The sequence below is a fragment of the Amycolatopsis japonica genome (genome assembly GCF_000732925.1).
GTDB classification, from domain to species: Bacteria; Actinomycetota; Actinomycetes; order Mycobacteriales; family Pseudonocardiaceae; genus Amycolatopsis; species Amycolatopsis japonica.
This window is the reverse complement of sequence record NZ_CP008953.1, coordinates 2,902,703-2,915,329: the sequence shown is the minus strand read 5'-3', so window position 1 is coordinate 2,915,329 and position 12,627 is coordinate 2,902,703. Positions and strand designations below refer to the sequence as shown.

Annotated in this window: 12 protein-coding genes; 4 read left to right on the top strand and 8 right to left on the bottom strand. The window is 68.8% G+C overall.

Annotation, left to right across the window (positions count from 1 at the left end):
• Positions 1 to 25: 25 nt before the first annotated feature.
• Together AJAP_RS13875 and AJAP_RS13870 are read right to left on the bottom strand one after the other, a co-directional pair.
• Positions 26 to 694: a response regulator gene (locus tag AJAP_RS13875; RefSeq protein ID WP_037345590.1), complete on the bottom strand. Its 669-nt coding sequence runs from the start codon at positions 692 to 694 to the stop codon at positions 26 to 28.
• Positions 691 to 2,295, bottom strand: coding sequence for an ATP-binding protein (locus tag AJAP_RS13870; protein ID WP_051972798.1), 1,605 nt, complete (start codon positions 2,293 to 2,295; stop codon positions 691 to 693). Before AJAP_RS13870 ends, AJAP_RS13875 begins: the two co-directional genes overlap by 4 nt.
• 205 nt (positions 2,296 to 2,500) lie before the next feature.
• Here AJAP_RS13870 and AJAP_RS13865 point away from each other — a divergent pair, with 205 nt between their 5' ends.
• Positions 2,501 to 3,820, top strand: a complete 1,320-nt coding sequence (locus tag AJAP_RS13865) for a cation:dicarboxylate symporter family transporter (protein WP_037345587.1) — start codon at positions 2,501 to 2,503, stop codon at positions 3,818 to 3,820.
• An 82-nt stretch (positions 3,821 to 3,902) separates the two neighbouring features.
• Positions 3,903 to 4,484, top strand: a complete 582-nt coding sequence (locus AJAP_RS13860; protein ID WP_038511436.1) for a DUF6000 family protein — start codon at positions 3,903 to 3,905, stop codon at positions 4,482 to 4,484.
• On the opposite strand, the gene AJAP_RS13855 is transcribed toward AJAP_RS13860, so the two are convergent.
• Entirely contained in the window at positions 4,474 to 4,875 is a 402-nt protein-coding gene (locus tag AJAP_RS13855) for a winged helix-turn-helix transcriptional regulator (protein ID WP_038511434.1), read from the bottom strand. The two genes, AJAP_RS13860 and AJAP_RS13855, sit on opposite strands and share 11 nt — an antisense overlap.
• A 95-nt stretch (positions 4,876 to 4,970) precedes the next feature.
• Here AJAP_RS13855 and AJAP_RS13850 point away from each other — a divergent pair, with 95 nt between their 5' ends.
• Entirely contained in the window at positions 4,971 to 6,380 is a 1,410-nt protein-coding gene (locus AJAP_RS13850) for an MFS transporter (RefSeq protein ID WP_038511431.1), read from the top strand.
• On the opposite strand, the gene AJAP_RS13845 is transcribed toward AJAP_RS13850, so the two are convergent.
• Genes AJAP_RS13845 through AJAP_RS13830 form a run of 4 tightly spaced genes read right to left on the bottom strand, consistent with a single transcriptional unit; the run spans position 6,359 to position 8,792 of the window.
• Entirely contained in the window at positions 6,359 to 7,063 is a 705-nt protein-coding gene (locus AJAP_RS13845; RefSeq protein ID WP_228694935.1) for a carbon-nitrogen hydrolase family protein, read from the bottom strand. The genes AJAP_RS13850 and AJAP_RS13845 overlap by 22 nt on opposite strands.
• A gap of 9 nt (positions 7,064 to 7,072) precedes the next feature.
• Positions 7,073 to 7,537 (bottom strand): SRPBCC family protein, encoded by a 465-nt coding sequence (locus AJAP_RS13840; protein ID WP_038511428.1) that lies wholly within the window; start codon positions 7,535 to 7,537, stop codon positions 7,073 to 7,075.
• Entirely contained in the window at positions 7,534 to 8,244 is a 711-nt protein-coding gene (locus tag AJAP_RS13835) for an anti-sigma factor family protein (RefSeq protein WP_038511425.1), read from the bottom strand. Before AJAP_RS13835 ends, AJAP_RS13840 begins: the two co-directional genes overlap by 4 nt.
• Positions 8,241 to 8,792 carry a sigma-70 family RNA polymerase sigma factor gene (locus tag AJAP_RS13830; protein WP_161791131.1) on the bottom strand — a complete coding sequence of 184 codons (552 nt, stop codon included), beginning with the start codon at positions 8,790 to 8,792 and terminating at the stop codon, positions 8,241 to 8,243. The genes AJAP_RS13835 and AJAP_RS13830 overlap by 4 nt, the downstream gene beginning before the upstream one ends.
• Positions 8,793 to 9,052: 260 nt before the next feature.
• Here AJAP_RS13830 and AJAP_RS13825 point away from each other — a divergent pair, with 260 nt between their 5' ends.
• On the top strand, positions 9,053 to 9,688 hold the full coding sequence (locus AJAP_RS13825; RefSeq protein ID WP_038511422.1) for a fibronectin type III domain-containing protein: 636 nt from the start codon (positions 9,053 to 9,055) through the stop codon (positions 9,686 to 9,688).
• Between the two features lie 77 nt (positions 9,689 to 9,765).
• Here the strand turns inward: AJAP_RS13825 and uvrA are convergent, their stop codons facing one another.
• Complete coding sequence (gene uvrA / locus AJAP_RS13820) at positions 9,766 to 12,621, bottom strand: excinuclease ABC subunit UvrA (RefSeq protein WP_038511419.1); 2,856 nt, start codon at positions 12,619 to 12,621, stop codon at positions 9,766 to 9,768.
• Positions 12,622 to 12,627: the final 6 nt, after the last annotated feature.

Below are 12,627 nucleotides of genomic sequence, written 5' to 3'. Positions count from 1 at the left end.
AGCCCGCGGGCCGCCGTATAGGCCGTTATACGGTTTTCGGCTTGTACCAGACCTCGGGGCGGCCGACCTGGCCGTAGCGGGGCTCACGCTGGGCGAGGCCGTTGTCGGCGAGGTACTCGAGGTAGCGGCGCGCGGTGACGCGGGAGGCGCCAATGGCGGTCGCGGCCGCTCCGGCGGAGAGGCCGTCGGCGGCCGAGGCGAGGACTTCGGTGATCGCCTCCAGGGTCTGCCCGCTCATCCCCTTCGGCAGCGCCTGCCGCTCGGTGGTGCGCAGGGTGCCGAGCGCGCGGTCGATCTCGGCCTGTCCGGTGACTTCACCCGAAGCGCCGTGGAACTCCGCGTAGCGCTCCAGTTTTTCCCGCAGCGAGGCGAAAGTGAACGGTTTCAGCAGGTACTGCACCACGCCGACCGACACGGCGGCCTTCACCAGCGCCAGATCCCGCGCCGAGGTCACGGCGATGACGTCGATCGGGAGGCCGGCCGCGCGCAGCGACCGGCAGACGGCGAGGCCGTGCGTGTCCGGGAGGTAGAAGTCCAGCAGTACCAGGTCGACCGGTTCGCGTTCACAGAACCGCAGGGCGTCGCCGCCGGAGTGCACGACCCCGGCCACGGTGAAGCCGGGCATCCGCTCGACGTACACCCGATGCGCGTCGGCGGCCACCGGTTCGTCCTCGACGACCAGCACCTTGATCATCGCGCGGGCTCCTTCGGCGGCAGGCGAACGGTGAACACCGCGCCCTCGTCGCGGCCGACGTCGATCGTCCCACCGTGCCGCCGCACCGCCTGACCCACCAGTGCCAAGCCGAGTCCGTGCCCGTCCTCGGGTTTGGTGGACCACCCGCGCCGGAACACCTCTTCGACGTCCTCGACGCCCGGCCCGGTGTCGGCGACCCGCAGCAGCAACCCGTCGGCATCCGCGCGGACGGTCACCTCGACCCCGGGCCGTCCGCCCTGGCAGGCGTTGCCCGCCGCCGCGTCGATGCCGTTGTCGATCAGATTCCCGAGGATGGTCACCAGATCCCGAGGCGGGACGCCGGTGTCCGAGTCCTCCATGACGGTGTCGGGCGTGATCGTGAACTCGACGCCGCGTTCGCTCGCCTCCGCCGCCTTGCCCAGCAGCAGCGCCGCGAGCACGGGTTCGGCGACCGCGCCGACGACGCGGTCGGTGAGTTCCTGTGCCAGCGCGAGTTCTTCGGTCGCGAACTCGACGGCCTGTTCGGGGCGGCCGATCTCGACCAGGGAAACGACGGTGTGGAGCCGGTTCGCCGCTTCGTGCGCCTGCGACCGCAGCGCCTCGGCCAGTCCGCGCACCGTGGTCAGTTCCCCGGTCAGCGCCTGGAGTTCCGTGTGATCGCGCAGGATCACCACGGTGCCCATCGCCTTCCCGCGCGAGCGCACCGGCGACGTGCTGACCACGAGCACCCTGGCCTCGGTGAGATGCAGTTCGTCGGTGCGCTCCTCCCCCGAGGTGAACGCTTCGACGAGGTCTTCGGGAATGTCCAATGCGGACAGTTCACGGCCGACGGCGTCCTCGGCGACACCCAGCAGCGCCCGTGCCCCGTCGTTGCACAGCACCACTCGCCCGTCCCCGCCGACGAGCAGCAGCCCCTCGCGCACGGAATGCAGCACGGCTTCGTGGTATTCGAACAGGTTGCTCAGTTCCTCCGGCGCGATCCCCCTGGTCTGCCGCCGGAGCCGGGCACTGACGAGATAGCTGCCGATCCCGCCGACCACCAGCACCGCCATCGCGACCCCGATCAAGGGCCACAGGCGTTCCCGCAGTTCCGCGTCGATCGCTTCGACGGTGATGCCGACCGACACCAGCGCGACGACCTGCCCGGCGGCGCCGCGCACCGGGACCACGACGCGTTCGGACGGGCCGAGCGAACCGGCGTAGGTCTCGAGGACCTTGCCGCCACGTTGCGCCTCGCCGATGTTGCCGATGAACGGCTGCCCGATCAGCGCCGGATTCGGGTGCGTGTAGCGGATGCCGTTCTTGTCCATGATGGTCACGAAGTCCACGTCCGTGTCCGCGCGGACACTCTGCGCGAACGGCTGCAGGGTCCGGGTCGGCTCCGATGTGGACAGTGCGGCGAGAACACCAGGGGCGTCCGCCACCGCTTCGGCGACCGCGGTCACCTTGTCCCGCGCCCGGTCCTCGGTGGCCCTGACCGAATCGAGGTACGCGAAGGTCACCCCGGCCGCGACGAGCACGAAAAGCACCACGAGCTGCAGAATCAGCAGCTGACGGGCGAGACTGCCGCGCCTGGTCCGGATCCGCGTCGTCGAGGGCACCCGCCCATACCAGCACACCGGCGCCGGGCCGTGCGGCGCGCCCGGCCGGAATTCCCCGGAAACCACTCGTGCGAACTCAATGAACACAACCGTGACCCAGCTCACCAGCCCGGGTGATAGTGACCGGCAATCCCACGGACACCCCCCTGAGCTGGAGGCAAAGGTGCCTACAACGCCGGAAGCGGCGCCACGACGCCGCGACAAGATGCACTACCTGTACCTGGCCGTGATCGCGGCGGTCGTCCTCGGCGTCATCGTCGGGTTCGCGGCGCCAGGTCTGGCCAAGGAGCTCAAGCCGCTCGGCACGGGCTTCGTCAACCTGATCAAGATGATGATCTCCCCCATCATCTTCTGCACCATCGTGCTCGGCATCGGATCGGTGGCGAAGGCCGCGAAGGTCGGCAAGGTCGGGTTGCTGTCGCTCGGCTACTTCCTGATGATGTCGACGTTCGCGCTCGCGATCGGCCTCGTCGTGGGCAACCTCCTGCACCCGGGTGAGGGCCTGCACCTCGACCCCGCGGCCGCCGCGAAGGCGCACAAGCAGGCGGAAGGCGGCGAAGGCACCGTCGACTTCCTGATGGGCATCATCCCCACCAGCTTCGGTTCCGCCTTCACCGAAGGCCAGGTGCTCCAGACGCTCCTGGTCGCGCTCCTCGCCGGCTTCGCCGTGCAGAAGCTGGGCACCAAGGGCGAGCCGATCCGCCGCGGCATCGAGCACATCCAGCGGCTCGTGTTCCGTATCCTCGCCATGATCATGTGGGCGGCCCCGGTCGGCGCGTTCGGCGCGATCGCCGCGGTGGTCGGCGAAACCGGCTGGGGCGCGCTGCGCAGCCTCGCCGTCATCATGATCGGCTTCTACCTGACCTGCCTGGTGTTCGTGTTCGGTGTGCTCGGCACGGTCCTGTGGCTCGGCGCGCGGATCAACATCTTCACGTTGTTGCGTTATCTCGGCCGTGAGTTCCTGCTGATCCTGTCGACGTCGTCGTCCGAGTCGGCTCTGCCCCGGCTGATCGCGAAGATGGAGCACCTCGGGGTGTCCAAACCGGTCGTCGGCATCACCGTGCCCACCGGCTACTCGTTCAACCTCGACGGCACGGCCATCTACCTGACGATGGCGACGCTGTTCATCGCCAGCGCGCAGGACCAGCCGCTGGGTGTCGGCGAGCAGATCTCCTTGCTGCTGTTCATGATCATCGCGTCGAAGGGCGCGGCGGGCGTGAGCGGCGCCGGGATCGCCACCCTCGCGGGCGGTCTCCAGTCGCACCGGCCGGAACTGGTCGACGGCGTCGGGTTCATCCTCGGCATCGACCGGTTCATGTCCGAGGCCCGCGCGCTGACGAACTTCGCGGGCAACGCCGTCGCGACCGTCCTGGTCGGAACGTGGACCAAGGAGTTCGACCGGGATCAGGCCAACCGTGTCTTCAGCGGACAGGCCCCGTTCGACGAAGCCACCCTGATCGACGACCATTCCGACACGCCGAAGGATCCCGACGGCGACAGGGAGAAGGCCGTGGCGCACGCGTAGCGCCCGGCGACAGACCGGAACCGCGGTGCGAGGGGCCCCCGTCCTCGCACCGCGGTTCCTCTTTTCTGGGAAGCTGAACGGCATGCCGGACGCCATCGACCGCTACGTGCTCTCGCGGTACTCGAAGCTGCTGCACGGCAATTTCGACGGGATGATGACCGACCCCGAACGCGAGCGGTTCCTGCGCGACCTCGTGGAGGACGCGCGGACCATCACCGACGACGAACTCGGCGAACTGCTCGCGGCGGACTGGCGGCCGCGGATCACCGCGGCCTGGCTGATCGGCGTCGACCGCCGCACCGCGTGGCGCGGCCGTATCCGCGAGCTGTTCCTGGAAAGCGGGCTGGTCTTCGCCGGGCAGGGCTACTGTTTCGCGCTCGCCCGGTTCGGCACGATCGCCGACGCCGAGATCCTCGTGTCCTATTTGGACCATTACCTCGCGCGGCCGGACCTGCGCTACGACCAGGAATGGGCGCTCGCGGCCCTGCACCACATCGACACCGACCTCACCACCGCGTACACGTCACGCTATCTGCGGCCGGGCGGGCTCTGGGAAAGCTGGTCCGCGAAGAACAGCACGGACCTGCCGTTCCACAAGATGTACTTCGCCATGTTGTGCTCGCACGTCCAGCGTGCCGTGCACGCGGCGGACGTCAGGCGCTGACCTTCTCGTCGTAGACGACACGGGACTCGGCGATCGAGTCACGATGGCGCTCGGCCCAGCTCAGCAGGCCGCTCAGCGACGCGTACAGCTCCTTCGCCATCGCCGTGGCCTCGTACTCCACCTTCGGCGGCACCGTCGGGTACACGGTGCGCACGAGCAGGCCGTCGCGTTCGAGATTCCGCAACGTCAAGGTGAGCATCCGCCTGCTGATCCCCTCCACCGAGCGCTCCAGCTCGGTGAACCGCACGGGACCGCGCGTGGCCTCCAGCAGGATGCCGATCGCCCACTTGCCGCTGATCCGGTTGATCACCTCGAGCACGGTGCACACCTCGAGTTTTTCGGGATCGACGACCCTGGCCTGCGCGGTCACATCGCTGTTCCCCTGGGACATGAAAGTGCCTCCTTCCGGCGAGGAACAGAGTCACACAAGATGGGCGCTGTTACAAGTGATGCACCAAGGCATCACCTGGGAAAAAGGGGTTATCTGTGTCTCAGCGCGCCCTCGCACTGGCCGTGCTTTGCGCCGTCTCGCTGATGGTCGTCCTCGACGGTTCGATCGTCGCCGTCGCGTTGCCCGCGATCCAGAACGACCTCGGCTTCACGCCCTCGACGCTGGCCTGGGTGGTCAACGCCTACCTGATCGCCTTCGCCGGGCTGCTCCTGTTGTCCGGTAGATTGGGCGACCTGATCGGCCGGAAACGGGTGTTCCTCGCCGGGCTCGGCCTGTTCACGCTCGCCTCGCTGCTCTGCGGAATCGCGCAGGACCAGGCGCAGCTCATCGGATTCCGCTTCCTGCAGGGCGCCGGCGGCGCGCTGGCGTCGGCCGTCGTACTCGGCATGATCACCACGCTCTACCCGGAACCGCGGGCACGGGCGAAGGCCATCGGCGTCTACAGCTTCACCCAGGCCGCCGGATCGTCGATCGGGCTCATCGCGGGCGGGACGCTCACCCAGCTGCTCGACTGGCACTGGACGTTCTTCGTCAACCTGCCGATCGGCGCGATCGCGCTGGCGCTCGCCGTCCGGCTGCTCGCGGACGATCGAGGCCCTGGCCTGCGCGACGGCACGGACGTCACCGGCGCCGGACTGGTCACCGGCGGCCTGATGCTGCTGATCTACACGATCGTCAAGGCCGAGGAGTACACCTGGGCCGACGTCCGCACGCTCGGCCTGCTCGCGGTGTCGCTGCTCCTGCTCGCCGGGTTCGTGCTGCGGCAGGCCAAGGCACGCCGCCCGTTGCTGCCGCTGCGGATCTTCCGCCTCCGCGCGGTGTCCGGGGCGAACACGGTGATGGTCCTGATGGTGGCCGGGTTGTTCGGCTTCCAGTTCATCACCGCGCTCTACCTGCAGCGCGTGCTCCGGCTCGACGCGTTGAGCACCGGGTTCGCGTTCCTGCCCGCCCCGCTTTCGATCGCGGTGATGTCGCTGGTCTTCGCCGAGCGGCTGAACCACCGCTTCGGGGCACGGACGGTCCTCGCCGGCGGGCTCTCGCTGGTCGCGCTGGCGCTCGGTTTCCTCGCCACCGTCCAGGCCGACGGCGACTACGCGACGGACGTCCTGCCCGCGCTCGTGCTGATGGGCATCGGGTTCGGCGCGGCGATGCCGGCGCTGATGGGGCAGGCGATGTCCGACGTCTCCCCTGCCGACGCCGGAGTCGCCTCGGGGCTGATCAACACCACGCAGCAGATCGGCGCGGCGATCGGGACGGCCGTGCTCGCGACCACCGCCGCTTCGCGCACTGGATCACTGCTGGCCGAAGGAGCCGCGATGCCTGAAGCACTCGCTAGCGGGTATCGAGCGGCGTACGCGTTGAGCGCCGGACTGCTCGCTCTCGCCGTCTTTGCCGCGACACTGCTCCTTCGCGCCCGAAAGGTTCAGGGGGCGATCGTCGCGTAAGCCCACTCGGAGACCTCGCCGCCGAGACGCACCTCGGCGGCGCCTCCGGGTCTCCAGACCCCGCTGCCGCCGAACGCGGCCATGCCGCCGGTCTTGCCGGAGTACTGGGAAAGCACCACCCACATCCCGTATCCGGCGGCGACGCCGACCTGATCGAGCAACCGGTCTTCCTGCCCCTCGCTGAAGAGCGCGCTGAGGACGTAGACGTCGGCGCCCGCCTCGGCGAGTTCCCGCGCGTGGTCCGGGTTCGCGGCGTCGAGACAGATCGCCAGACCGAGGCGCCTACCGCCGACCTCGACGATCACCTGCCGCGTGCCCGGTTCGAAGAGCTCTTCCTCGCTGTTGTGCAGGTTCCGTTTCGCATAGGTGGCAACGGTTTCCCCGCCGGGGCCGAGGACGAGCGAACCGATGTGCCGGTGCCCGTCCTCCACCAGCGGCAGTCCGATGACGGCGTGGACGGCGCTCGCCCGGCAAGCCTCCCGAAGCGGTTCGAGACGTGGGTCGTCCGGGGTCAGCCAGAGTCCCGGGTCGGCGGCGAGCGCCTCGAATTCCAAACCGGTCAGGGAGAGTTCCGGGAACACGCAGAGATCGGCGTCCGCGATCCGGAGGAGCCTGGCGTGTTCGGTGATGTTCGCGGCGAGGTCGGCGGGGGCGGTGAACGGCTGCACGGTGGCGACACGCATGGCGGGAGCTTAGCGCCCCAGATATCCCTGCAATCCCTGTTGCCCCCGTCGCATCATGAGGGCGTGGTTGATCCGGAAGACCGGCCTGGCGACACGATCGAGCTTGCGCAGCAACGGTTTCCGCGCCTCGACCTCCTGCGTGATCTCCAGTCTCGTGCCGCTTCCCACCGCGACCAGCGCACCGGCCAGCGTCCCTTCGAGGTCACCGCTGAGCAGCACTCGCAGCCGCCCCTCGCGCTCGTCCTGGCGGTCTCGGTGCATCCGCACGGTCAGCGCGTACGGCAGCCTGGAGCGGCAGACGAGTTCGGCGGTGTCCTCGTCGACCCGGCTGACCGAACGCACGTCGCGCCACCACAGCGGGTACGCGGCCAAGTCGACGACCGCGTCGAAGACCGCCTTGGGCGAGGCGGGCAGCACCCACGTGTCGCGGAAGCGGTACCAACCGCCTCCGCGACCCGTGAGCGAACCCGTCATACCTGCGCCGACACCAGGTTCCGGCCGTCCATCGTCACGACGTCGACCGAGGCCACGTCGCCGGGGGCGACCAGCGCGGAACCGTCGACACCGGTGCCCTCACGCTGTCCCTTCTCCGAAACGAGCCAGCTGCCGGCGTTGACCCGCTCTCCGCTCTTCGTCACGACGATGAGCGCGCACTTCTCGCCTTCGCGGACACCTGTCGCCTTGGCGTGCAGCCGCACCCAGCCCGCGGCCGGGACCACCCGGACCGCCAACTGCACACCCGTGTCCCGGTTGGTCGCCGCGAGGTCGCGGGTGCCGGGCACCGGAGCGGTCGCCGTCGGCACCGGCAAGGCCACCGTCGACGGTTCGGGCGACGTCTGCCGTCCGACGAGTACACCCGCGCCGAGCGCCACCACGACCAGCACGGCCGCACCGGCCACGGCGAGGAGCCGCCGCGGTTTGCGCTCCTGGGTGCCCTCTTCTTCGCGCACCTGACGCAGCGTGCGCTGCAGGAGCAGATCTCCGCCGTCGGGCGGTCCTTCGAGGAACGCCTCCGGGGGCACCTCGTCGAGGTGGTGGCGCAGCTCCGACAGCTCGCGCACCTCACGACGGCACGTCGGGCAGTTCGCCAGATGCGTCTCGAACGTGGCCGCTTCCGCCTGAGTCAGGCCGCCGAGGACATAGGCGGCGAGCTGGCCCTGGTCGTGTCCCACCGCACTCATCGCGCTACCTCCTTCCCGGGTCCGGACATCACGGCTCTGAGCGCCCGTAACGCGTAATAAGATCTCGACTTAACGGTACCCGGGGCGACGCCCAGGGATTTCGCCGCTTCGGCCACCGTCCGGCCCCGGTAATAGATCTCCACCAGTACCTCACGATGTTCCGTGGACAGGCCGTCCATGGCCCCGAGTACGGCCATGGAGTCCACGACGCCTTGCGCGTGGTCCCGCTCCACCGCCGGGGTGGGCACGCCTTCCGCCGGCTCCGCCACTTCCGGTGGCCGGGCCGCCCTGGCCCGCGCGCGGTCGGTGATGATGTTCCGGGCGACCGTGAGCAGCCAGCCCCGCACCGATCCCTTCGCGTCGTTCTCCAGGTCTTCGGCATGTTTCCAAGCCCGGACCAAGGTCTCCTGCACGACGTCCTCCGCGGCCGCGCGGTCCCCGGTCAGCCTTGTCGCGTACGCCAGCAGGCTTCGCCCGTGTTCGGCGTACAAGTGCCTGACCAAGTCCTCGCCTTTGGCCTTTTTGGGCCGCCAGCCTCCGATCGCCACTCGCGTCCTCCCGACGGTCTTCTGGGTCGGCGAGGACAGTACTGCAACCCGCAGGGGCAGAGTGGATCGTTCGGCGCCCGCCGCGATCGAACTGTGCATCGGCACCGGCCTCTCCTCGGTTCTCCATGGCCGCCTCCTCTTGCCTCCCACACGGATGACCGGGGGATGCGGTTCAACCGAGCTCTTGTCGATCACCGGACGCGCTCGTATGCTGACGCCTCCGGATTCCGCCGCCGCCTGATTCCCGGGAGGGTCTCGGCGTGCCAAGGAAACTCGCGGCCGTTCTGCTGACGGTCGCTTTCGTGTCCGGATGTGGCGAGGAACCCGGTTTCACCGCGACGCTGACGGATCCGGTGAACGTCGACCTGAGCTGGCCCGACGACGATCCGGGCGCCGCGGGCAGGATCGTCGAATACACGACCGATCCGCACGGCGAATACACGATCCTGCAGTTCGTGCCGCCACGGCAGACGACCTTCCGGCATCCGGATCTGATGCCGGAAACGCGGTTCTACTACCGGATCCGGCCGTTCTACGGTGCCGTTTCGGACGCCGTGACGGTTTCCGGACCCTCGACCCCCGCCGTTTCCGGACCCGCCGTGCCGCTGCGGGCGGGCGATCGATCGGCCGCCCCGGCGTCGTTCAAGGCCGAGCCCGCGCCGGAGGAGATGGTGCGGTTCAGCTGGGCCGATCGCTCCAGCGACGAGGACGGTTTCCTGGTGGAGATCAAGAAGCCCGGCGCGGACGGGTTCGTGCCGATCGAGGTGTCCGATCCGGGGACGACGTCGGCCGGGCTCGCCACCATGCCGGGTGAGGAAGGCGCCTCGTACCGGCTGCGCGCCTTCTACTACGGGCCCGCCTCGCCCGTGCTGGACCTCGTGAGCGGTAAGGGGTAGTTCCCCCTCCGGATGCTATGAAAGGTCCTTTCCTTGCAAAATTTGCAAGGAAAGGACCTTTCATAGCACGAGGTGACTCAAGCGAGAACGGTCTTCAAGAACTGACCGGTGTAGCTCTCCTCAACCGAGGCGACGTGCTCCGGAGTGCCCACCGCGATCACGGTGCCACCGCCCGAACCGCCCTCGGGACCCATGTCGATGATCCAGTCCGAGGTCTTGATGACGTCGAGGTTGTGCTCGATGACGATCACCGTGTTGCCCTTGTCCACAAGCCCGTTGATCACGCCGATCAGCTTGCTGATGTCCTCGAAGTGCAGACCGGTCGTCGGCTCGTCGAGGATGTAGACCGTCTTGCCGGTGGACCGCTTCTGCAGCTCGCTGGCCAGCTTGACGCGCTGCGCCTCACCGCCGGACAGGGTCGGCGCGGGCTGCCCGAGCCGGACGTAGCCGAGGCCGACGTCGACGAGGGTGGCCAGGTGCCGGTGGATCGCCTTGATCGGCTCGAAGAACTCGGCCGCCTCCTCGATCGGCATGTTCAGCACGTCGGAGACGGTCTTGCCCTTGTAGTGCACCTCGAGGGTCTCGCGGTTGTACCGGTCGCCCTTGCAGACCTCGCACGGGACGTAGACGTCCGGCAGGAAGTTCATCTCGATCTTGATCGTGCCGTCACCGGCGCAGGCCTCGCACCGGCCGCCCTTGACGTTGAACGAGAACCGGCCCTGCTGGTAGCCGCGCACCTTCGCCTCGGTGGTCGCGGCGAACAGCTTGCGCACGTGGTCCCAGACGCCGGTGTAGGTCGCCGGGTTGGACCGCGGGGTGCGGCCGATCGGCGACTGGTCGACGCGGACCAGCTTGTCCACGTTGGCCAGCCCGTTGACGCGGGTGTGCCGGCCGGGGACCTGACGCGCGCCGTTGAGCTTGTTCGCCAGGACGGTCGCGAGGATGTCGTTGACCAGCGTGGACTTCCCGGAACCCGAGACACCGGTGACCGACACGAGGCAGCCGAGCGGGAACGACACGTCGAGCCCGCGCAGGTTGTGCTCGCGCGCGCCGACGACGGTCAGCTGACGCTTCTTGTCGATCGGGCGCCGGATCGCCGGGACCTCGATCTTGGTGCGGCCCGACAGGTACGCGCCGGTGATCGATTCCTTGTTCCGCAGGATCTTCTTGTACGGTCCACTGTGGACGATGTGGCCACCGTGCTCGCCGGCGCCCGGGCCGATGTCGACCACCCAGTCGCTGGAGCGGATGGTGTCCTCGTCGTGCTCGACGACGATCAGCGTGTTGCCCAGGTCGCGCAGGCGGACCAGCGTCTCGATCAAGCGGTGGTTGTCTCGCTGGTGCAGCCCGATCGACGGCTCGTCCAGCACGTACAGCACGCCGACCAGACCGGAACCGATCTGCGTGGCGAGCCGGATGCGCTGCGCCTCGCCGCCGGACAGCGTCCCGGAGGCGCGGTCGAGCGAGAGGTAGTTGAGGCCGACGTCGAGGAGGAAGCGCAGCCGCGCCTGGATCTCCTTGAGCACCGCGCCGGCGATGACCTGCTCGCGCTTGCCGAGCTCAAGCTCGTCCAGGAACTGCGACGCCTCGGCGATCGAGAGGGCGCAGACCTCGGCGATCGACCGGTCGCCCTGGGTCTTGTGCTCCAGGGTGACGGCGAGGATCTCCGGCTTGAGCCGCGTGCCCTGGCAGGCCGGGCACGGCACCTCGCGCATGTAGCCCTCGTACCGCTCGCGCATGTACTCGGACTCGGTCTGCTCCTGGCGCCGCTCGAGGAACGGGATGACACCCTCGAAGCTCGCGTAGTACGAACGCTGACGGCCGTAGCGGTTCTTGTAGCGGACGTGGACCTGCTCGTCGACGCCGTGCAGGACGGCCTTCTGCACCTTCGCCGGCAGCTTGCGCCACGGCGTGTCCATCCGGAAGCCGATGGTCTCGGACAGCGATTCGAGCAGGCGGATGAAGTAGTCCGCGCTCTGGCCGCCCGCCCACGGCGCGATGGCGCCCTCGCCGAGGGACATCTCGTCGTCCGGGACCACGAGCTCCGGGTCGACCTCCTTGCGGACGCCGATACCGGTGCAGTCGGGGCAGGCGCCGTACGGGGCGTTGAACGAGAACGATCGCGGCTCGAGGTCTTCGATCGCCAGCGGGTGGCCGTTGGGGCAGGCCAGGTTCTCGGAGAAACCGCGTACGCGATGCGGATCGTTCTCCGGCAGGTCGACGAACTCCAGCTCGATCAGGCCGTCGGCCAGCCGGAGCGCCGTCTCGACCGAGTCGGTGAGGCGCTGCCGTGAGCTCGTCTTCACCGAAAGCCTGTCGATGATGACGGCGATCTGGTGCTTTTCCTGCTTCTTCAGCTTCGGCGGGTCGGTGAGCGGGTGGATCGTCCCGTCCACCACGACCCGCGCGTAGCCCTGCTGCTGCAGGTTCTCGAAGAGGTCGAGGTACTCCCCCTTGCGCCCGCGCACGACCGGCGCGAGCACCTGGAAGCGGGTGCCCTCCTCCATCGCGAGCACCTGGTCGACGATCTGCTGCGGGGTCTGCTTGCTGATCGCCTCGCCGCACTGCGGGCAGTGCGCCTTGCCGGCGCGGGCGTAGAGCAGGCGCAGGTAGTCGTAGACCTCGGTGATGGTGCCGACGGTCGAACGCGGGTTGCGCGAGGTGGACTTCTGGTCGATCGACACCGCGGGCGAAAGGCCCTCGATGAAGTCGACGTCCGGCTTGTCCATCTGGCCGAGGAACTGGCGCGCGTACGCCGACAGCGACTCGACGTAGCGGCGCTGGCCTTCGGCGAAGATGGTGTCGAAGGCGAGGCTCGACTTCCCGGACCCGGACAGACCGGTGAACACGATCAGGCTGTCGCGGGGCAGGTCGAGATCCACACCGCGGAGGTTGTGCTCGCGGGCGCCGCGAACAACGAGGCGATCAGCCACGCCAGG

Bases quoted from the DNA above. Each gene is read 5' to 3' on its own strand.
- AJAP_RS13875 (WP_037345590.1), bottom strand. From the start codon at position 694: ATGATCAAGGTGCTGGTCGTCGAGGACGAACCGGTGGCCGCCGACGCG.
- AJAP_RS13865 (WP_037345587.1), top strand. From the start codon at position 2,501: ATGCACTACCTGTACCTGGCCGTGATCGCGGCGGTCGTCCTCGGCGTC.
- AJAP_RS13860 (WP_038511436.1), top strand. From the start codon at position 3,903: ATGCCGGACGCCATCGACCGCTACGTGCTCTCGCGGTACTCGAAGCTG.
- AJAP_RS13855 (WP_038511434.1), bottom strand. From the start codon at position 4,875: ATGTCCCAGGGGAACAGCGATGTGACCGCGCAGGCCAGGGTCGTCGAT.
- AJAP_RS13845 (WP_228694935.1), bottom strand. From the start codon at position 7,063: ATGCGTGTCGCCACCGTGCAGCCGTTCACCGCCCCCGCCGACCTCGCC.
- AJAP_RS13840 (WP_038511428.1), bottom strand. From the start codon at position 7,537: ATGACGGGTTCGCTCACGGGTCGCGGAGGCGGTTGGTACCGCTTCCGC.
- AJAP_RS13835 (WP_038511425.1), bottom strand. From the start codon at position 8,244: ATGAGTGCGGTGGGACACGACCAGGGCCAGCTCGCCGCCTATGTCCTC.